Genomic DNA, 19,378 nt, shown 5'->3' with positions numbered 1-19,378 from the left:
GAAGGGATCGAGTGCGTTCATTACAGTCGTACCACTCAGCAACGGTTCCAATGAAAAGTGGAGCCCGTTCTCACAACGGCAGCGTGAGCAGATCGTCCTATCGGCAAACAGAAACGAATTCTCGAGACGAAAAGCACTAACTACATCTCTCGTGAACCTTCAGCCATGACCCTCGAAGTCGGCGTACTCGGCTATCGGTTCATGGGGAAAGCCCACGCGAACGCACTGGCGCGGCTGCCGATGTTCTTCCCGGACGCTCCGGACGTCGAGCGCAGCGTCCTCGTCGGTCGCGACGAGGAAGCCCTCGGCGAGGCGGCCGACCAGCTCGGATTCGCGGAGATCGCGACGGACTGGCGCGACGTCGTCGACGACGTCGACGTCTTCTACAACCTCGGGCCGAACCACGTCCACGCCGAACCCTCGATCGCCGCCCTCGAGGCCGGCACGCCCGTCTTCTGCGAGAAGCCCCTCGCACCGACGCTCGAGGAGGCCGAGGAGATGGCCGAGGCAGCCCGCGAAGCCGGCGTTCCGGCCGGCGCCGCGTTCAACTACCGGTTCGTGCCGGCGATTCGGTACGCGAAGCGCCTGCTCGAGAACGGCGAACTCGGCGAGATCCACCACGTCCGCGGGCGTTACCTCCAGGACTGGCTGGTCGATCCCGAAGCACCGTGGGCCTGGCGTCTCGACGAGGAGATGGCGGGATCGGGCGTGCTTGGCGACCTGGGTGCCCACACGGTCGACCTCGTGAACTTCCTGGTCGGCGACGACGATCTCGCGGGCGACATCGAGCGCCTCAGCGGCCACCTGCAGACGTTCGTCGACGAGCGACCTGTCGAGGGAAGTGACGGCGAGACCCGACCCGTCACCGTCGACGACGCCTACTCGGCCCAACTCGAGTTCGAAAACGGCGCGATGGGGACCCTCGAGGCCACTCGCTACGGAACCGGCCACAAGAACGATCACACGATCGAGATCCAGGGGAGCGAGGGCAGCCTCCGGTTCTCGCTCGAGCGCCTGAACGAACTCGAGGTGCTCCGGAAGGACGAGAACCGCGGCTACGAGACGATCCTGGTCACCGACGAGGACGACCCGTACGTCGACCACTGGTGGCCGCCGGGTCACGTCATCGGCTGGGAGCACACCTTCGTCCACGAGAACTACGAGTTCCTCTCCGCAGTAGCGGAGGACGGCGAGTTCGCACCGAGCTTCGAGGACGGACTGGCCGCCCAGCGCGTGCTCGCGGCGATCGAAGACAGCGACGAGCGCGGCGAGTGGATCTCGCTCGAGTAGGTTCGGCCCCTCTCCCCCGAGTTTTGGGCGCGAGAATCACAGCAGGCGATACTACTATCGGCGAGATCCACGAAGGAACCGAGCGGATGACGGACACCATTCTCGTTACCGACTTCGACTTCCCGGATCTCGACATCGAGCGCCGCGTCGTCGACGAACGGGACGCCGAACTCGTCTCCGCGCAGGCGGAGACCGCCGACGAGGTAATCGAGGCCGCTCGAGAGGCCGACGCTGACGCGTTACTCGCCCAGTACGCACCCATCGACGAGCACGTGCTCGACGAACTCGACGTGCAGGCCGTCGGCCGGTACGGGATCGGCGTCGACACGGTCGATCTCGATGCCGCCACCGACAATGGCGTCGTCGTGGTCAACGTCCCCGACTACTGCGAGGACGAGGTCGCGACACACACGATCGCGCTGCTGTTCGCCTGCGTTCGAAAGACGTCACTGTACGACCGGGCGATCGACGACGGCACTTGGGACTGGACAATCGGCGCCCCGATCCACCGACTGCCGGGGAAGACGCTCGGTTTCGCCGCGTTCGGGAAGATTCCACAGCGAATCGCCAAACGCCTCTCGGGCTTCGAGTTCGAACTCGTCGCGTACGATCCCTACCAGTCCGAGGACGAACTCGCCGAGTACGGCGTCGAGAAAGTGTCGTTCGACGGCCTGCTCGAGCGCGCCGATATCGTCTCGACGCACGCGCCGCTGACCGAGGAGACGCGGGAACTGTTCGACGCCGAGGCGTTCGCGGCGATGGACGACGACGCGATCCTGCTCAACACCGCGCGAGGCGAGGTCGTCGACACCGACGCGCTGGCGACGGCACTCGAGAACGACGAACTCGCGGCTGCGGGACTGGACGTGCTCCCGACCGAACCACCGGAAGACTCGCCGCTGGTCGGTCGCGACGACGTCGTCCTCACGCCGCACGTCGCGTGGTACTCCGAGGAATCGTACGTCGACCTCCACGAGACCGTAACTCGAGACGTCCTGCGGGTTCTGAACGGCGATCGGCCCGAGAACCCGGTCAACGAGAACGGACTCTCGGATTGAGAGTCTCGAACTGAAGCGTGGCGCGCGGGCTGCTGTCGGTGATGTCGCGGTCGGGTGACCGAAAACAGGTTCGATCTCCGCCTCCGTCAGGAAGTGACGGACCGTTACTCCGAATCGATCTTCGTGATCGTGTGGATCTCGTCGTAGCGGACGCTTCCCTCGGCGGGTGGCCGTTCGTCGAGTTCGAGGTAGCCCGGCTCGACGCCAGTTACCGTTCCCGTGACGTCGAAGGCGTCCCCCTCGGTCCGTTCCTGGTTACGGACCTCGACGACGTCGCCGATCTCGACGTGTTCCTGAACGAGTTTCGTCGCTCGTTCCTCGTCGGCGTCCGGTGGAATCGTGAGCTGTGTCATGGTACGTAACGTGGACGATATCCACGGCTATAGTATTGCTGTCGTCATATCCAATGCGGTCCCCGACTCGAGGGGGCCGGGTGGACGACGGTTTTTGTACTAACCGGACAAAATACCGACAATGAAGATCATCAAGGACAGCGTCCACGATCACATCCAGATCGACGGCGTTGCGCGGGACCTCCTCGATACGCCGGCGGTACAGCGGCTCCGTCGAATCAAACAGCTCGGCACGGTCTCGCTGGTCTACCCCTCGGCGAACCACACCCGGTTCGAACACAGCCTCGGTGTCTACCACCTCGCGTGCGAGGCGCTCGAGCAGCTCGGCGTCGAGGGGCGACAGGCGGAGCGGGTTCACGCCGCGGCGATGCTCCACGACGTCGGCCACGGCCCGTTCAGCCACAACCTCGAGTCGCTCACGTATCGACGGACGGGTCGGTACCACGACGACGTCCACGACCTGCTGGAGAACGGTACGGTCGGAGAGGTGCTGCGCGATCACGACCTCGAGCCCGGACGGGTCGCGGACCTGGTCGCCGGCGAGGGGCGGTTCGGCCAGCTCGTGTCGGGCGAACTCGACGTCGACCGGATGGACTACCTGGTTCGCGACGCCCACCACACGGGGGTTCCCTACGGGACGATCGACCACGGCCGGCTGGTTCGAGAGCTCACGTTTACCGACGGCGAACTCGTCCTCGCGGAGGGGAACGTTCAGACCGCGGAGAGCCTGCTCGTCGCGCGAGCGCTGATGAACCCGACGGTCTACAGCCACAGTGTCGCCCGAATCAGCAAGGCGATGCTTCGTCGCGCAGCCGAACGGCTGCTCGAGACACCCGACGCCGACGTCGACGCCGAAACCCTCCAGCGGATGGACGACTACGACCTGATCGTGGCGCTGCGCTCGTGCGAGCCGACGACTGCGTTCTCCCGGCGACTGGACCAGCGCGACCTCTTCAAGCGTGCGGTGTGGGCGGAGATCGACGACGTTCCCGGCGGGATCATCGAGGCCGATCACGACGCCATCCGGGAGTTCGAACGCGACGTCGCCGACGAGGCGGGCGTCGATTCAGCGCACGTCATCCTCGACGTTCCGGGTCGTCCATCGATGACGGAGTCGACGAGTCGCGTGATGGTCAACGGCGACGTTCGGCAACTCGGCCAGCAGTCGCCGCTCGTCGAGGCGCTCCGGGCCGCCCAGTACTCTCAGTGGCGTCTCGGCGTCTACTCCCCGGCCGACCTCCGCGAACGGGTCGGTCGGGCCGCCGTCGACGTGCTCGGCCTCGACATCGACGGCGCGCTCGTCACCGAAGTCCGGGACGGCCTCGACACGACGCTGGACCAGTTCGTCGACTGACGGGCCGGTTCGGGAACGGAACGCGACCCGTTGCAAACGGTTGAAGGTCCGGCCCGCGAAGGGACCAGTATGGAGCGAACGGGGACGATTCTCCGCGGACGGGAGCTCGAGCCCGTCGAGGGACGGATCGTGATCGACGATGACGGACGGATCGAAGCCATCGAGGAGGAAGCGGTCGAGAGCTCGGACGTCATTCTGCCGGCGTTCGTCAACGCCCACACGCACATCGGCGACTCGATCGCGAAGGAGGCCGGCGGCGGCCTCTCGCTCGAGGAGCTGGTCGCCCCGCCGGACGGGCTGAAACACCGCCTGCTGCGCCAGGCCTCGCGCGAGGAACTCGTGAGCGCGATGCGCCGCTCCCTCCAGTTTATGCGGCGCGGGGGGACCGCCGCTTGCCTCGACTTCCGCGAGGGCGGCGTCGAGGGCGTTCGCATGCTCGAGGCGGCGGCCGAGGGGGTCGAGATCGACGCGCTGTCGTTCGCCCGGGGATCGATCGAGGCGATGGACGCCGGCGACGGGTTCGGCGCCAGCGGCGCCAACGACGCCGACTTCGACAAAGAGCGTACCGCGACGCGGAAGGCCGGCAAGCCGTTCGGCATCCACGCCGGCGAGGCCGATCCGAGCGACCTCAACGGCGCGCTCGATCTCGATCCCGACTTTCTCGTCCACGTCGTCCACCCCGAGCCGATCCACCTCGAGCGGATCGCGGACAGCGAGATCCCGATCGTGGTCTGCCCGCGCTCGAATCTCGTGACCGACGTCGGCTTTCCGCCGGTCACCGAACTGGCCGAGCGGACGACCCTCGCGCTGGGGACCGACAACGTGATGCTCAACTCGCCGTCGATGTTCCGCGAGATGGAGTTCCTCGCGAAGTGTTCCGACCTCTCCGCCGTCGACGTTCTCCGGATGGCGACGATCAACGGCGCCGAACTGGCGGACCTCGAGTACGGCCCGCTCGAGTCGGGACAGGTGGGCCGATTCGTGGTACTGGACGGCGACTCGGATAACCTTGCCGGCGTACGGGATCCCGTTCGGGCCGTCGTTCGACGGGCCGGCGTCGACGACGTTCGCGAGGTCGTGCTCGATCCCTGACGCTCGCAGCGGAACGGGTTCGGGCCGGACGTCGGCAGACCAGTCGCGAGTCCCCGTGTCTGCTGTCACGACGGGTACAAAAACAGAGTGGAATGGATTATACTCCCGCTAAATCGCCGGTTATCCCCTCTGTAGTAATTCAGTATCTCGTGTAAGTAGGAGTATGACGAAGAGCGAGCGGACGCGACGACGGGTGCTGCAGGTCGGAGGTGGGACAGTTCTTGCCCTGTGTTTCCCGCCATCGTGACACCTACCCACGGCGAGCACGTGCCGACAGCACGGCTTAGTGCTCGACGTCCACACACTCGAGCAGATGACATTGACCGCGACAGTCGCTGACGTTCACCAGATGACCCCCGACGTGAAGCAGTTTCGACTCGTCGCCGACGAGCACCGGTTCGAGTACGACCCCGGTCAGCACACGACGATTCACTTCGAAACCGACGGCGAGGAGGACGCCCGGCCGTACACGGCCGTGAACGTCCCCGGGACGAAGCAACTCGTTCTCGCCATCAAGCGCTACGACGGCGGAACCGGCTCCGTCTATATGCACGAGCGGACGCCGGGTGACGAGGTCGAAATCGAACCAGTCGACGGCGACCTCTCCGTGCGAAACCTCGACCGCGATGCCCTGTTCATTGCGACGGGGACGGGAATCACGCCCCTCTATCCGATGATCGAACAGTACGCTCGAGCGGGCCGGGGCGACGCCCGACTCCTGTTCGGCGAACGCGACCAGGAACACCTCATCTTCCGCGAGAGTCTCGATCAGCTTCGGGCGGGACACGACCGCGTTTCCGTCGAATACGTCCTCTCCGACGCCGACAGCGAGGCATGGAACGGCCGGACCGGGCACGTACAGGACCACCTCGAGAACACGCTGGACGAACTGGACCACAGAGACGAGACCGACTGCTACGTCTGTGGCGTCCCCGAGATGGTCGTCGAAACGCGAGAGATCCTCGGGACTGCCGGAATCGACGAGGAGCGGATCTATACCGAAGGCTGGGAGTCGGACGCGGCCGACGGGGAGTGACCATCTTCGGTCGCGCCTGCCGCTATAGTACCAACTGAAACGGTTTACACACCTATCGCACAGCAGTCGTGCGATTGGGTGTGCACTGACTTTCAGTGGCTACTATAGACGTTGTGGTCGGTTCGACGACCTGCGGGCCGCTCGCTGTCAAGTACTGAATCGACCACCCGTTCGAACGCTCTCTTTGATCGCAGCTCCCGGATTCGAGATCGGGCTCGAGTCTGCCCTGACGCCGGGCAATAATCGGTGAATTTTACCGTAACATTATTACGAACGACACCCATGTTACGTGGTAACAGATGTACGATTGCATCCTCGTTCCGACCGATGGCTCACCCGAGGGCGAGCACGCACTCGAGTACGCGTTCGACCTCGCTCGCGCTCACGACGCGAGAATTCGAGCGATCTACGTCGCCAACGTCGCCAGTTACGGCGGCCTCCCGATGGAGACTGCCTGGGAGGGGATCGGCGACGCACTTCGATCGGAGGGACAGGAGGCAGTCAGCCGGGTCGAGGAGCTTGCACCCCCCGACGTCGAGGTCGAGACGAAGGTGCTCGAGGGATCGCCGAGTCGCGTCATCGTCGACCAGGCGACGCCCGAAAACTGCGACCTCGTCGTCATGGGCACCCACGGTCGCGGCGGGATCGATCGACTACTCCTCGGGAGCGTTGCGGAACGAGTCGTCAGGCGGGCGTCCGTTCCGGTACTGACGGTTCGGCTCGGCGAGGACGAGTTCGAAGAGAACGCGGAGGAACAGCCCACGATGGCCAGCGAGGAGACGGCGGGGCCGTCCGACGCCGAGCCGATCAAATAGGACGCAGGTGCTCGCAGTCGCCCGCCGCTACCGTCACCTGTTCCTCGCCAGTGTCGACGACGAGTGCTCCCGAGTCGGTGACGTCGACCGCCTCGCCGACGATTTCGCCCGACGGGCGATCGACTCGAACGCGCTGGCCGAGCGTCAGCGCGAGGTCGCGCCAGGCCGGCACGACCGCCTCGAGATCGTTCCGGTAGCGGTCGAACTCCTCGAGCACGCGCTGGACGAACGCGCGACGGTCGACGTCGCCGGCCTCGGCGCGGACGGAGGTCGCCTCCGGCGGAAGTTCGCTGTCGTCGATATTCGCGTTGACGCCGATTCCGACGACGAGCCACTCGATCCGGTCCGTTTCGCCCTCCATCTCCGTGAGAATGCCCGCGAGCTTCCGGTAGGAGCCGTCGTCGTCGACGGGAACGACGACGTCGTTCGGCCACTTGATCCGGGCGTCGACGCCGGCCTCTCGCGCCGCGCGCGCCGTCGCGACCGACGCCGCGAGCGTGTAGAGGGGCGCGCGGGCCGGCGCGATCACCGGCCTCGAGACGATACTGAGCCAGACGCCGCCTGCGGGCGAGGACCACTCGCGCTCGAGGCGGCCCCGGCCGCCGGTCTGTTCGTCCGCGAGGACGGCGACGTCGCTCGCGCCGTCGGTCGCCAGTTCGCGAGCGCGGTCGTTAGTGCTCCCGACTGAATCGTGGTAGTCGACCGAAAACGGCGCCTCGAGCCCGTACTCGACGGCCGGTCCGTTGTACACCGTGACGTCGGTCAGTTCGTAGCCGGTCGGCCCGCTCTCGATCTCGAATCCGGCCTCGCGAAGCGCCTCGATGTGCTTCCAGACGGCCGCCCGCGAGACCTCGAGCGATTCTGCGACGTCGGGGCCGGAGACCGGCCCGTCCGCGATTCGCTCGAGGATCGCTCGTCTCGTCTCGTTCATAGCCTCGAGAGGGGAGCCCTCGTACTTGAATCGGCGGGATCGGTCCGGACCGCCGGCGCGTCAGTACAGCTGGTCGGCGATGATGCTCTTTTGGATCTCGCTCGTCCCGTCGTAGATCTTCGTGATGCGGGCGTCGCGGTAGTACCGCTCGACGGGGTGATCGTCGACGTAGCCGGCGCCGCCGTGGACCTGGATCGCCTCGTCCGTGACGTCGACCGCCCGCTCGCTGGCGAACAGCTTCGCCATCGACGCGAGCTTCGTCGCGAGCGCGTCGTCGTCGGACTCGAGTGCGGCCCCCGCGCGGTAGGCCAGCGATCGCGCCGCTTCGACGTTCGTCGCCATCTCGGCCAGCTTGTGCTCGATCGCCTGGAACTCGCCGATCGGTCGATCGAACTGCTCGCGCTCGGTCGCGTAGTCGATCGAGGCCTCGAGCGCCGCCTGGGCGACGCCCGTGGCCTGGGCGGCGACGTCGGCTCGTGCGGGGGCGAAGAAGCGCATCAGCTGGTAGAAGCCGCGATCGACCTCGCCGACGACGTTCGAGTCGGGAACCCGAAGGTCGTCCAGAACGATCTCGGCGGTGTCCTGGGCCTCGATCCCGAGTTTGTTCGTGATCCGCGCGGCCTCGTAGCCGTCGACGTCCGTCGGAGTGAGGAACGCGGTGATCCCCTCGTGACCAGCGTCGGGCGTCGTCCTCGCCATGACGATCGCAACGTCGGCGACGGTCCCGTTGGTGATCCACATCTTCTGCCCGTTGATGACCCACTCGTTGCCGTCTTTATCGGCGCGCGTCTCCATCCCTGCGACGTTCGAACCGTGGGCGGGCTCCGAGATGGCGGTCGCGATCGGCGTCTCGCCGGCGGTGATCTCCGGGAGCCACCGCTCGCGCATCCACTCCTCGCCGTACTCGACGAGCATCCCCGTCCCGAAGTCCGCCGCGGAGATCGATCCGCCGACGCCCGGATCCGCACGCCACAGTTCCTCGGTGACGAGCAGCGTCGATATCGCGTCCATCCCCGCGCCGCCGTACTTCTCCGGGACGTGCGGGGCGACGAGGTCGAGCTTCGCCGCTTCTGCGAGCAGCTCTGCCGGGTAGCGCTGCTCCCGCTCGTACTCCCGAGCGATCGGCCTGATCTCCTCCTCGCCGAACTCGCGGACGGCGTTCCGAATCGCCTCCTGCTCGGCCGTAAGTTGAAACGTCATACGACGGTACACGTCGACATCGTACGTTAAACGCATCGCCGAGGCTCGCGACTCGAGCACCGGGTAGCGTCGGTGCCGACGGTAATCGGAGTGCGGTACCGCAGAACGATACGTCCGTTCTTCCGATCATCCGTCGCCGCGACCTGTCCCCTGACCGTCCGATCCGCGGTTTTTTGCCGTTCTGCCACGGAATTCCGAGCAACGGGAGGTGAGCTAGCACGACACATGAAGATCGGGAATCGCTGCACGATCTGTGAAACGCAGGCGAACGAACGCGAGATCACGATCTGCGAGACGTGCGGACGCGGGATCCACGATCCGTGCGAGGAGTACGAAACGACGTTCGAGTGCCAGTACTGCGGTGACGAGCCGTGGATCGACGCGGTCGAGTTCTGAGCCGTACGGGTGGGCGCGACCGGGAGCGATCCGTCGGTCCGCGAAACGAGGAGCCGCGACTGCCGGCGGCCGAACCCTTAGCTTCGCAGTTCGCGCAGCTTCTCGCGGCCCGGCGCGATCAGTTCGTCGAGGTAGGTCGCGAGCGTTCCCTTGGCGTCGGCCGGGTGGAGTTCGCCGGACTCGAGGTCCGCGGCCAGACTCTCGTACGCCTCGTAGGTGAGGTCGCCGCCGTACTTGTCGGGGCGTTCGACGACGACTTCGTCGAACCGGGGGAAGACGTGGTACTCGAAGAGTTCGAGGACGGGGTTCTCGAGATTGTCTTCCGGGTCGCGCGTCGGCGGACAGAACGCCGAGTTGACCTTCTCCTCTAACTCCTCGGTCGAGTCCTCCATCGAGATCGTCACGCCCTCGCTCGAGGACATCTTGCCCTCGCCGCTGGTGAGGTCGGCGACGATCGGGGTGTGCAGACACGGCCGGGATTCGTAGCCCAGGTCGGGGAGCTCCTCACGGTGGAGCATGTGGACCTTGCGCTGGTCGAGGCCGCCGACGGCGAGGTCGAGGTCGAGGTACTCGATGTCCAGCGCCTGCATCAGCGGGTAGACGAGGTGGCTGACCTTCGCCGTCTCGCCGGACTGCAGTTCGGCCATCGCGCGCTGGGCGCGGTTCATCGTCGTCGAAAGCTCGAGTTCGTGCAGGTCGAGGGTGTACTCCTCGTCGAGCTGGAACTCCGAGCCGTAGACGAACTCGGTGTTTTCCTCGTCGAGACCGTAGGCGACGAACTGCGCCTGCATCTGTTCTGCAGTCTCGCGGATCTCCTCGAACGTGCCCTTCCCGTTGAGGTAGGCGTGGACGTCCGCGAGCAGGACGACGACCTCCATGCCGGCGTCCTGGAGGTCGATGAGCTTGTTGGCCGTCAGCAGGTGTCCCAGGTGGAGTACGCCGGAGGGCTCGTAGCCGACGTAGACGCGCTTGTCCTCGGGCGCTTGCGCGAGTTCGCGCACCTCCTCGTCGGTTACGATTTCCTCGGCGTTTCTCGTGATCAACTCGTAGGCGTCCATCTCTGTCTAATCGCATCCGTCGAACGGTTTTATACGTAACGAGAGAGCCCACGGCTTCAGCTGCGAGAGAAATCCGTCACAGACCGACCGACGTCGAGCGCGAGCGAACGGCCGCGGACGCGGAGCGATCGGCTGCTCACGCCGTCAGTTAGCCGGGTGCCGCTTGCGTACGGTTCGAAACCGTCGTCACGCCGTTTTGCTGGACGCGGATCTGGTATCCCTCGTAGGTGAACTCGAGCGACGCATCGGCCTCCGCCTTCGGCGGCGACGAGAAGAGATCCGCGAGAAGTTCGTCGACGCTGTAGTAGATCGGCGGCAGTTCCGTCGGTTCCCGTCCCTCGAGGTCGGCGACGAGTTCGACGACCTGGGCCGCCGGGGCATCTTGCTCGGTATTGATTCGTTGTCGCGTAATAACGTCGTCGCTGTTAGTCGTGTTCATGCGAGTGTAACGATCGTCAACCAGTAGCCACCTAACCCTTCCACCAGCATGTGCATACACACCACGATGTCCTGCGATTTTACTGGTAACCCGTACTCTATCAGTTACGGACTGTCCGTTCGCTCTCCGCTCGACTGTCCGTGGGTGAAGCGAGCGCGCAGCGAGCCACCCGACTCGAGCGGCCCGGGGCCTTTCGTGGTGGTCGATGCTCTCGGCGAGTCGGTGTGCTCCGAACACCGTCACGAGACAGCAGTTCTACAGCGGGTAGACAGTGCCTGCCGAACGTTCATACGGTTGCTCGAGGGTACTCTCCAGTCGTATGGGCTACAGTGAGGACGCTATCAACGCCGCCCGGCGGACCGTCTACCCGCAGATCCACTACCTTCTGCGGGGAACCTTCGACGGCTACGCCGTCACGCACACCACCGCCGACGAATACGTGCTGACCGCCCACTGTTCGGAAGACGACATCGAGTCGCTGCTCGACGACCTGGGCTTTTCGCGGAATCCGATCTCCGCGGTGAAGGTCCGGATGGACGGCAACACCGCCGAGGGATCGTGGGTGTGGCGAGCGTCGCCGCTGGCGTCGTACCAGCTCCACATCGTCCTCCACGAACTCGACGGAGCGGAGGGCGTCGACGTCTACGCTCACTGGGAGTGTTCCTGGATTCGTCACCCCTACAGACACTACGTCGCCCGGGGGTACGACGCCGAGAAGGGCGTCGAACTGGCCCGCCGCTGGCTCGTCGACGAGGACGGGAAGACGCTCCGGGGCGACGACTGCGACATCGGCTTCGAAGTCGACGACTCGATCAGTCGCCAGGCGAGCGAGTACTTTTCGCTGTCGTACTACCAGGTCAAAGAGTCCGTCGCGTCGATCAAATCTCGAGTGCCGCTCGTCGACGGCGACGGAAGCGATGGCCACATTATCGACCGCGACGACGGCCGCGACGCCGTCTCTCCGCGTATCACGGACGAGTTCTGAGCCGACCGTTAGAGATCGCCGGTTCGGATTCGGGTTTCCGCCGCCTCGAGCGCCGCCTCCCGGTCGAACGTCTCGACGATCGCGCGCAGTTCCGACTCGTCAGCACCCGCCAGATCCCGCGCGTGAGCGGTCATATTCGGCACCGCCCGGATGATGTTGTCGACGATCGGCACCTCCGCAACCTGGGGCGAGCGCGAGAGCGGGTTGAGATCGATCACGATCTCGGTCTTGCCCATCGCCTCGAGCGCCTCCGCGCGGTCGCCGTCCTCGAGCGGGACGACCACGACGTCGGCCGCGTGGATCCCGTCGGCGTCGACCTTCGCGCGCTGGTGGTCGAGGTTCGGGATCCGGGCGTCGGCCTCGACTCCCTTCACGTCCTCGGCGCCGTGGTCGCGCAGGTGATCCGCGATCGCCTCGATCCGTTCGGGCGTGCGGTTGAAGAGGTTGACCTCGAGGTCGGCGCCGGTCGCCTCGGCGAGGTCGACCATCTCGCCGGGAACGAGCGCCGCGACGTTGCCGTTGATCGAGAGCACCGGCCGATCGGCGAGCAGGAGGTGGGCCGCGGCGACGCGTTCGGCCTCGTCTGCGCTCGGGATGGTCTCCTCGCCGAGGAGGTAGTCGAAGGCGCTGCCTCGGCCCTCGGCGTGCATCCCCTGCAGGTGGGTGATCCCCTTCTCGACACCCTGCTCGATCCGGTGGCGGGTGAGCAGGTCCTGGTATCTGGGGTGGTCCTCCGGGATCTCCTCTTCGTGCTCGACGTCGGCGGAGACGGTGTCGTAATCGCTCACGAACGATGACTCGCATTCGCGGATAAAAAGCCGACCGATCCGTCAGGCGCTACTTGAGCACCGCACCGGCGGGATGGGTCGCACAGACCGAGGGCTCGTAGCCGGCGTCGGAGAGCCCGGTTCCCAGGGCGAACACCGTCTCGCCGAGCATCGCCATCGACGCCTGGCCGTCGGCGGCCGCGACGTCCTCGATCGTCTCCGCGACGTCGGACGTGAGGAGTTCGGCCTCGCGAGCGAACTGTCTCGAGGCGTACATCAGGGAGAGCAGCGTCGGCTCCTCGACGATCCGGGACAGCGCCGTCTTGCCGGCCATCGAGAGTTGGTCGGTGTCGCCGGCGAGCACGTCCGCCGTCGAGAGTTCGCCGAAGGTGACGTACTCGACACGTGCTCGAGCCGGAATCGCGTCGAGTTTGTTTACCTGCGGGCACCCCGGCTCGAGGCGGATCGGAATTCCGCCCTGGGCCTGGGCGACGACGTCGCCCAGGCCGGTCCCGGCCTGTACTTCGGCGCCGTGTGCGATCGTGACGAGTTCGTTTCGCGAAAGCTTCCGCTCGAAGACGTGATTCGCCGCGACGGCGGTGCCGAGTGCCATGGCCCCCGAGACGCCGAAGCCGGCGCCAATCGGGAGATCCGCCTCGGCCTCGACGCGGGCCGGCGCGTCGAGCGTCTCGAGGACGGTCGTCACCGGATCGATCTCGATCGATTCGCCGTCGAGTTCGACCGTCGATTCGGTCGCGGGTTCGACGGTGACTTCGACGCCGTCGGTGAGCGTCAGTCCTGCACCACGTGAGCCGGCCTTCGTCGGATCGTCGTCCGGGTGCGTGCTGAAAAAGCCCGTAATGTGGCCCGGAACGAACGCCGTCGCCTCCTCGCGCATTACGCACCGGTTGCCACTCGCCCGATATAACGTTGCAGGTTCGACGTCGACGGGTTCGGGTTCTGGCAAACCCAGGGTTGTGGCTTTTCCGTTCGGAAGGCGGACTCTCATTCGATGAACGTACAGTCCTCGTTACCGACCGTCGCCGGCCCGGTGGCCGACAGTCGTAACGAGAGCCGGCCGTTCGAGGACGGGTGCGACTAGTCAATGGCGACAGGATCCGAACCCGAGAGTTTCGGCTCGTTCTTTCGGCAGTATACGAAGACGTGGATGCACGCCGTCGCGACGGCCGGACTCACGGCGTTCGGGACGCTCACCATCGTTCACCGCGGGTTCGTCGTCCTGGCACTCGCCTGTTACATCGTTCCGCCGATCGTCCTCTACGTCTCTCGGAAGCGAGGCGATTCGGCGGGCGAGTCGACGTCGCCGACCGAGGCGGCGCTTTCCGACCGGGGCGATCTCGACGACGGTCCGTCGCCGACCTCGGACGCCGATTCGCTCGAGCCCTCGACGGGGGAGAGCGAACCCGAACCCGTGACCGAAACGGGGACCGCGAGCGAGGCGGAAGGGGAGTCGAAACCCGCGTCCGAACCACCGTCTACAGCCGAGACGGAATCCGAACCGGAGCCGGCGACCGAACACGAGCCCACGGTCGAGGCCGAACGCGAATCGGCGCCTGCGGCTGGATCGGGCTCTGCAGCCGACACGGAACGCGAGCCGGAACCTGCGTCCGAGTCAGAATCGGCGGCAGAAACGGAAGACGATACGGTAGAAACGGAAAGCGAACGAGCGGCGTCGACCGAACGGAAAGACGAGCTGACGACCGAAGCCGAACCGGAACGCGAGCCGACGGCCGGTGAGGAATCGAACGCCGAGTCGACCGAGACGGCCCCCGTTTCGGACGTCGACGAGGACGACGCCGAACCGGAATCTGACGTCGAACCGAACTGGGAGCAGGTCGACTCGCCGACCGACGCGGCCCTGCTCGACGCCGTGATCACGTCGCCGGGTGCACTCGCGGTCGGCGACGACGGGATCGTCCTCGAGCGCACTGCCGACGAAAACTGGGACGTGCTCCTCGAGGACGGCCCTGCCGCGCAGGGACAGCCCCTGCGCGGCGTCGGCGTGACCGACGACGGCGAGATTGCCTGGGTCGCCGGCGACGGCGGCGCGGTCGGGCGGCTCGAGTGCTCGTCGGGCCGGCACACGGACTACTCGGCGCCCGACGATCAAACCAGCAACCTGGCCGGGATCGCCGTCGCGGGCTCGAGCGGCGACGAGACCGTCCTGCTGATCAACGGCTCGGGCGAGGTCCTTCGCGGGCGCTACCGCGACGGCGATCTCGACTGGGCGGAGCCCGTGAAGCCAGGAAGCGGCTCGAGTCTGAGCGACGCGACGCTCGTCGACGCGTCGCTCGGTTACTGCTGCGATACGAACGACGGTGTCTTCGAAACCGACGACGGCGGGAAGACGTTCGAGACGGTCGGGCTCGAGGGTGCCGACGGCACGCTCACCGGAATCGCCGCTGGCGATCGGGGCAACTGCCACGTCTGTACCGACGCGGGCGTCGTCCACCGATTCGATGGCTCGACGTGGACGCCCGAACGCGTCGGCGAGACGGCGCTGACGGCGATTGCCCGGCACGAGGATCGGCTCGTCGTCTGCGACGAGGACGGCGCCGTCTACGAGCGCGCCGGGCCGACGGCCGAGTGGGAACGCGCCGAGATGGACTCGAGCGCGGCGCTCGAGGGTGTCGCCATCGGCGAGACGCTTGGGGTCGCTGCCGGCGCCGACGGAACGGTGCTCGAGCACCGATGAACGTCCGATTCGATCACGGCGCGCTCGTGGCTGGTGGACGACGCTCGGCAAACGACCGAATCAGAACCGCACACGAAACTACCGAGATCGTCGCTTTGAACACGGCGGTCGTGGTCGCCTCACGTACAATAACCGCCGGCAGCGCGTTACTCGCCGGTGCGCAGTGTTGTCGTCGATACGAATTGATTTGAGATGCCACTCGGAGGAATTGCACTTGCTGCCGACTTCGCGATCGTCGTCGTTACGGCGACGGTACTGAGCTACATCGCCAGACGAACGGGCCAACCGACGCTCGTCGCGTACATTCTAACCGGAATCGTTCTGGGACCCGTCCTGCTCGGTATCGTGACGGAAGAACAGTTGATCGAAGTGATGGCCGAACTCGGGCTCGGCTTTCTGTTGTTCGTGCTCGGGATCGAGATGCGATTCGATCGCATCAAAGACATCCTCAGACCGATCGTCAACATCGCGGTCGGGCAGACGATCCTCCAGACTGCGGCGGCGTTCGGGATCGCATTCCTGCTTGGCTTCCGGGGGATGGACGTGTTTATCATCGCGCTCGCGACCGTCTTCGGCGCGACGCCGATCATCGTCAAACTCCTCGACGAGAAGGACGAACTCAAGACGCTCCCGGGCCGGATCGACATCGGCGTTCTCATCGTCCAGGACATATACCTCGTGATCGTCCTCGCGCTGGTCGGCGCGGGTCTCGAGGGTACCGCCGGCGAGATTCTCTTCGACGTAGCTCGCATCCTCGGACTGATGGCAGCGATCGGTGCCGTCTCCTACGTCGCCTACCAGTATTTGCTACCGAAACTGCTCGCGTCAGTCGCTAGCGACCGAAACGTCCTGTTCGTCGTCGGATTGGCCTGGGCATTCCTCTTCATTTTCGTCGCGGAAGCGCTCGAACTCTCCGTCGAGGTCGGGGCGTTCATCGCCGGACTCAGCCTGGCGCAGCTACCGTACAGTACGGAACTCAAAGAGCGGATGCGGCCCGTGACCGACTTCTTCCTCGTGGTCTTCTTTACGAGTATCGGGCTCCAGCTCGAGGCCGACTACCTGCTCGCCTACTGGCAGGAAGCGCTCGTCGCCTCAGCCGTGTTGATGATCGGGAACTTCCTCATCATGTTCTACCTGATCGACCGCGAGAACTTCGCGCCGGAGACGTCGTTCCTGGGTTCGATCAACATGGTCCAGGTCAGCGAGTTCTCGCTCGTCGTCGGTGCACTCGCCGTCACCCAGGAACTCGTCGACGAACCGATTCTGGGTTATCTCAGCCTCATGGCACTCGTTACAATGACACTCTCGACGTACATCATCCTCTACAACAATCGCCTCTACGAACTGGCCGAGCCCTACCTCGGGCGCTTCGAGGACGAGGACCAGCGCGACGCATCGCTCTCGATCACCGAGGATCACGCGTTGCTGGTCGGCTACGATCCCGTCGTTCGAGAGACACTCCCCGTTATCAAGGAGCAGTTCGACGACGTCGTCGTCGTCGACCGATCGGCCGAGAACGTCGACGAACTCGAGTCGATGGACGTCGACTACTACTACGGCGACGTCCGCCACGGCGAGATCCGCGAGCAGGCCGACCTCGAGACCGCCGGGTTCGTCCTCTCGATGGCCCGTCCCTCCTCGGTCAACCGACAGCTCATCGAGGAGACCGAGGACGACACTCTCGTCATCGCCACCGCCGAACACGTCGACGAGGCAGCGGACCTCTACGAGTTGGGTGCCGATTACGTCGTTCTCAAGGAGGTGATGGCGGGCGAACTGGTCGGCGAGTACGTCCAGGCGTTCGTCGAGGACCGCGACCGGTTCCGCGACTCGGCTCGAGAATCGATGAACCGGATCCGCGAACTCGGCGGGACTCCGACCGAGCCGCCGCGAGAGGAGATCGGAACCGCCGCCGACGTCGATGGAGGTGGTGACGAGTGAGCGAGTTCGAGTTCATCGCGGCACTGACGCTCATCTTCGTGGTCGCGGCGGCACTCTTGCTCCTCGCGACCCACTACTCGCTTCCGACGGTGCCGTTCTACCTGCTGGCGGGCGTCGCCGTCGGCCTGTTCGTCGACGAGGGGCAGTTGCTCGACCTCGCGCAGTGGGGGATCGCCTTCCTCGTGTTCGCGTTCGCCGTCGAACTCGACCCCCTCGAGGGTGGGGGTCTGCGACGCGACAGTACCATCGTCTCGGTCGTCCAGTTGCTCGTCACCGGTCTGATCATGTACGGGGTCGGGCTCGGAATCGGCCTCGACGGGCTCAACGCGCTGTACTTCACGCTCGCCGCGACGCTCAGTTCATCGCTAGTCGCGCTCAGCTTGCTCGAGCGGCGGATCCGGCTGCGTAGCCTACACGAGCGCATGGCGGAGTCCATCCACTTCGTCGAAGACGTGGTCGCGATCGGCACGATCCTGTTGCTGTCCGCGTTCGTCTACACGGAGGGAAGCCTCCTCGCACTGGCGACCGGCGTCGCCCTGATCGGCGCCGCGCTCCTGTTCCGGCAGTTCCTCTTCGACCGGTTCGTCACGGCCGCCGAGAGCGACGTCGAGATCCTCATGTTGACCGGCGTCTCGCTGATAATCGGCTTCATCGCGCTCGCGGAACTGGTCGGCGTCTCGATCGTCGTCGGCGCGTTCGCCGCCGGCCTCGCGGTCGCCTCCGAGTACCCCCACGACGTCGAGATGGTCGACGCCATCGGCTACCTCGAGGACTTCTTCACGCCGATCTTCTTCATCACGCTCGGCGCGCTCGTCTCCATACCGACGGTCGAGACGCTTGGCATCGGTGCCCTGCTCCTGTTCGCCGTCTTCGTACTCAACCCGATGGTCACCTACCTCGTGCTTCGCTGGCGGGAGTACGACTCCCGGACGGCAACGCTTACTGGTTACAACCTCGATCAGGTGAGCGAGTTCGCGCTCATCATCGCGATCGAGGCGCTGGTCGCCGGCCTTCTCGTCCCGGAACTGTTCGACGCGATCGTACTCGCGGCGATCGTCACCATGTTCGGCTCGACGGTCACCGAGCGCTACGCGGAAGCCGGCTTCCAGCGCCTCGTCGAACTCGACGTCTTCGAGAGCGACACCGAACGGGTTCGCGAGCGGAGCCAAGTGCGCGACGGCCTCGAAGATCACGTTATCGTGACGGGTTACGACCGCGAGGGACAGCAGGTGGTCGAAGCCTGCGAGTCGATCGATCAATCGTACGTCGTCCTCGAGAGCGATCCGACGCGCGAGGAGGCCGTCAAAGATCACTGCGAGAACTACGTCCTCGGCGACGTGATGACGACGTCGACGTGGACGGTCGCCAACGCCGAGGAGGCGGGACTGATCGTTGGCACCGTCGCCCGGGAATCTTGGGCGGAACAGATCCTCGCCCTCGATATCGACGCCGATATCATGGTCCGGGCGGTCGACGTCGAGTCCGGTGCAGACCTGCTCGAACAGGGCGCGCTCTTCGTCGCGATCCCGGACGAACTGGCCGCCGAACGACTCAAGAATCAGGTCGAAGCAGTTCTGACGGGCGAGGTGAGTCGGGAGGAGCTTCGAGAACAGGGTGAAGAACGGCTCGAGCGCGCCGTCGAGTACGGGCCGAGTGACGTACAACGACTTCGGTGACAATTCGAATCAGTAACCTCGTTGAAATTTACGTGTTTAGATATATTTTAGCTGAAACAGCTGTTTAGTAGCTGGTGCAATTTCCAGCGTATTACGCATCCACCTCTGTAACACGACCGGCGGACACCTATCAATATCTGCGGGTTCAGCGGCGTCCAATCAGTCTATCGGCTCGAGAACGTCGCGTTTGTCGTCTCACTCATGCTGGAATCGAACTGTAGCAAACTTCGCCCTCGAGTCGGCAAGTCCGAGACTCGGCGCGCTCTTGAAG

General features: G+C 65.2%; 18 protein-coding genes. 11 read left to right on the top strand and 7 right to left on the bottom strand.

Features of this window, described 5'->3' with window-relative positions:
• Nucleotides 1-165: 165 nt before the first annotated feature.
• Both CV102_RS07775 and CV102_RS07770 read left to right on the top strand, forming a co-directional pair.
• The gene (locus tag CV102_RS07775) at nt 166-1,290 is read left to right on the top strand and encodes a Gfo/Idh/MocA family protein (RefSeq protein WP_148857329.1); all 1,125 of its coding nucleotides are present in this window, start codon (nt 166-168) and stop codon (nt 1,288-1,290) included.
• Between the two features lie 86 nt (nt 1,291-1,376).
• Complete coding sequence (locus CV102_RS07770; RefSeq protein ID WP_148857328.1) at nt 1,377-2,348, top strand: C-terminal binding protein; 972 nt, start codon at nt 1,377-1,379, stop codon at nt 2,346-2,348.
• A gap of 104 nt (nt 2,349-2,452) precedes the next feature.
• Here CV102_RS07770 and CV102_RS07765 read toward each other — a convergent pair whose 3' ends face one another.
• Nucleotides 2,453-2,701, bottom strand: coding sequence for a hypothetical protein (locus CV102_RS07765; RefSeq protein ID WP_148857327.1), 249 nt, complete (start codon nt 2,699-2,701; stop codon nt 2,453-2,455).
• A gap of 121 nt (nt 2,702-2,822) precedes the next feature.
• Here CV102_RS07765 and CV102_RS07760 point away from each other — a divergent pair, with 121 nt between their 5' ends.
• The 4 genes from CV102_RS07760 to CV102_RS07745 all read left to right on the top strand — a co-directional run bounded on the left by CV102_RS07760 (nt 2,823) and on the right by CV102_RS07745 (nt 6,998).
• On the top strand, nt 2,823-4,055 hold the full coding sequence (locus tag CV102_RS07760; RefSeq protein WP_148857326.1) for an HD domain-containing protein: 1,233 nt from the start codon (nt 2,823-2,825) through the stop codon (nt 4,053-4,055).
• Nucleotides 4,056-4,124: 69 nt separating this feature from the next.
• Nucleotides 4,125-5,147 carry an amidohydrolase family protein gene (locus tag CV102_RS07755; protein ID WP_148857325.1) on the top strand — a complete coding sequence of 341 codons (1,023 nt, stop codon included), beginning with the start codon at nt 4,125-4,127 and terminating at the stop codon, nt 5,145-5,147.
• A gap of 313 nt (nt 5,148-5,460) precedes the next feature.
• The gene (locus tag CV102_RS07750; protein ID WP_148857324.1) at nt 5,461-6,183 is read left to right on the top strand and encodes a ferredoxin--NADP reductase; all 723 of its coding nucleotides are present in this window, start codon (nt 5,461-5,463) and stop codon (nt 6,181-6,183) included.
• A gap of 299 nt (nt 6,184-6,482) precedes the next feature.
• Entirely contained in the window at nt 6,483-6,998 is a 516-nt protein-coding gene (locus CV102_RS07745) for a universal stress protein (RefSeq protein WP_148857323.1), read from the top strand.
• On the opposite strand, the gene CV102_RS07740 is transcribed toward CV102_RS07745, so the two are convergent.
• Both CV102_RS07740 and CV102_RS07735 read right to left on the bottom strand, forming a co-directional pair.
• Nucleotides 6,991-7,929 (bottom strand): biotin--[acetyl-CoA-carboxylase] ligase, encoded by a 939-nt coding sequence (locus tag CV102_RS07740; RefSeq protein WP_148857322.1) that lies wholly within the window; start codon nt 7,927-7,929, stop codon nt 6,991-6,993. The two genes, CV102_RS07745 and CV102_RS07740, sit on opposite strands and share 8 nt — an antisense overlap.
• A gap of 60 nt (nt 7,930-7,989) precedes the next feature.
• Nucleotides 7,990-9,129 carry an acyl-CoA dehydrogenase family protein gene (locus CV102_RS07735; protein ID WP_148857321.1) on the bottom strand — a complete coding sequence of 380 codons (1,140 nt, stop codon included), beginning with the start codon at nt 9,127-9,129 and terminating at the stop codon, nt 7,990-7,992.
• A 225-nt stretch (nt 9,130-9,354) separates the two neighbouring features.
• Between CV102_RS07735 and CV102_RS25820 the strand changes: the two genes are divergently transcribed.
• Nucleotides 9,355-9,525, top strand: coding sequence for a hypothetical protein (locus CV102_RS25820; protein ID WP_187432890.1), 171 nt, complete (start codon nt 9,355-9,357; stop codon nt 9,523-9,525).
• Nucleotides 9,526-9,602: 77 nt separating this feature from the next.
• Here CV102_RS25820 and CV102_RS07730 read toward each other — a convergent pair whose 3' ends face one another.
• Together CV102_RS07730 and CV102_RS07725 are read right to left on the bottom strand one after the other, a co-directional pair.
• Nucleotides 9,603-10,583, bottom strand: coding sequence for a tyrosine--tRNA ligase (locus CV102_RS07730; protein ID WP_148857320.1), 981 nt, complete (start codon nt 10,581-10,583; stop codon nt 9,603-9,605).
• Nucleotides 10,584-10,731: 148 nt separating this feature from the next.
• A complete protein-coding gene (locus CV102_RS07725) occupies nt 10,732-11,022 on the bottom strand; it encodes a HalOD1 output domain-containing protein (protein ID WP_148857319.1) in 291 nt (96 codons plus the stop codon).
• A 319-nt stretch (nt 11,023-11,341) separates the two neighbouring features.
• On the opposite strand from CV102_RS07725, the gene CV102_RS07720 reads away from it, so the two are divergent.
• Nucleotides 11,342-12,007, top strand: coding sequence for a hypothetical protein (locus CV102_RS07720; RefSeq protein WP_148857318.1), 666 nt, complete (start codon nt 11,342-11,344; stop codon nt 12,005-12,007).
• An 8-nt stretch (nt 12,008-12,015) separates the two neighbouring features.
• Here the strand turns inward: CV102_RS07720 and CV102_RS07715 are convergent, their stop codons facing one another.
• Nucleotides 12,016-12,795 (bottom strand): 4-phosphopantoate--beta-alanine ligase, encoded by a 780-nt coding sequence (locus CV102_RS07715; protein ID WP_148857317.1) that lies wholly within the window; start codon nt 12,793-12,795, stop codon nt 12,016-12,018.
• Nucleotides 12,796-12,844: 49 nt separating this feature from the next.
• A complete protein-coding gene (locus CV102_RS07710) occupies nt 12,845-13,672 on the bottom strand; it encodes a pantoate kinase (RefSeq protein WP_148857316.1) in 828 nt (275 codons plus the stop codon).
• 207 nt (nt 13,673-13,879) lie between these two features.
• On the opposite strand from CV102_RS07710, the gene CV102_RS07705 reads away from it, so the two are divergent.
• The 3 genes from CV102_RS07705 (at nt 13,880) to CV102_RS07695 (ending at nt 19,107) form a co-directional block, all read left to right on the top strand.
• A complete protein-coding gene (locus CV102_RS07705) occupies nt 13,880-15,490 on the top strand; it encodes a hypothetical protein (protein ID WP_148857315.1) in 1,611 nt (536 codons plus the stop codon).
• A gap of 192 nt (nt 15,491-15,682) precedes the next feature.
• Nucleotides 15,683-17,431, top strand: coding sequence for a cation:proton antiporter (locus tag CV102_RS07700; RefSeq protein WP_148857314.1), 1,749 nt, complete (start codon nt 15,683-15,685; stop codon nt 17,429-17,431).
• Entirely contained in the window at nt 17,428-19,107 is a 1,680-nt protein-coding gene (locus CV102_RS07695) for a cation:proton antiporter domain-containing protein (RefSeq protein ID WP_148857313.1), read from the top strand. Before CV102_RS07700 ends, CV102_RS07695 begins: the two co-directional genes overlap by 4 nt.
• Nucleotides 19,108-19,378 lie beyond the last annotated feature (271 nt).

Source organism: Natronococcus pandeyae (genome assembly GCF_008122205.1).
Taxonomy (GTDB): domain Archaea; phylum Halobacteriota; class Halobacteria; order Halobacteriales; family Natrialbaceae; genus Natronococcus; species Natronococcus pandeyae.
Note: the sequence above shows the minus strand (reverse complement) of the source record. Positions and strands in the feature narration are given on the sequence as shown.

Bases quoted from the DNA above. Each gene is read 5' to 3' on its own strand.
- CV102_RS07775 (WP_148857329.1), top strand. From the start codon at position 166: ATGACCCTCGAAGTCGGCGTACTCGGCTATCGGTTCATGGGGAAAGCC.
- CV102_RS07770 (WP_148857328.1), top strand. From the start codon at position 1,377: ATGACGGACACCATTCTCGTTACCGACTTCGACTTCCCGGATCTCGAC.
- CV102_RS07765 (WP_148857327.1), bottom strand. From the start codon at position 2,701: ATGACACAGCTCACGATTCCACCGGACGCCGACGAGGAACGAGCGACG.
- CV102_RS07760 (WP_148857326.1), top strand. From the start codon at position 2,823: ATGAAGATCATCAAGGACAGCGTCCACGATCACATCCAGATCGACGGC.
- CV102_RS07755 (WP_148857325.1), top strand. From the start codon at position 4,125: ATGGAGCGAACGGGGACGATTCTCCGCGGACGGGAGCTCGAGCCCGTC.
- CV102_RS07750 (WP_148857324.1), top strand. From the start codon at position 5,461: ATGACATTGACCGCGACAGTCGCTGACGTTCACCAGATGACCCCCGAC.
- CV102_RS07745 (WP_148857323.1), top strand. From the start codon at position 6,483: ATGTACGATTGCATCCTCGTTCCGACCGATGGCTCACCCGAGGGCGAG.
- CV102_RS07740 (WP_148857322.1), bottom strand. From the start codon at position 7,929: ATGAACGAGACGAGACGAGCGATCCTCGAGCGAATCGCGGACGGGCCG.
- CV102_RS07735 (WP_148857321.1), bottom strand. From the start codon at position 9,129: ATGACGTTTCAACTTACGGCCGAGCAGGAGGCGATTCGGAACGCCGTC.
- CV102_RS25820 (WP_187432890.1), top strand. From the start codon at position 9,355: ATGAAGATCGGGAATCGCTGCACGATCTGTGAAACGCAGGCGAACGAA.
- CV102_RS07730 (WP_148857320.1), bottom strand. From the start codon at position 10,583: ATGGACGCCTACGAGTTGATCACGAGAAACGCCGAGGAAATCGTAACC.
- CV102_RS07725 (WP_148857319.1), bottom strand. From the start codon at position 11,022: ATGAACACGACTAACAGCGACGACGTTATTACGCGACAACGAATCAAT.
- CV102_RS07720 (WP_148857318.1), top strand. From the start codon at position 11,342: ATGGGCTACAGTGAGGACGCTATCAACGCCGCCCGGCGGACCGTCTAC.
- CV102_RS07710 (WP_148857316.1), bottom strand. From the start codon at position 13,672: ATGCGCGAGGAGGCGACGGCGTTCGTTCCGGGCCACATTACGGGCTTT.
- CV102_RS07705 (WP_148857315.1), top strand. From the start codon at position 13,880: ATGGCGACAGGATCCGAACCCGAGAGTTTCGGCTCGTTCTTTCGGCAG.
- CV102_RS07700 (WP_148857314.1), top strand. From the start codon at position 15,683: ATGCCACTCGGAGGAATTGCACTTGCTGCCGACTTCGCGATCGTCGTC.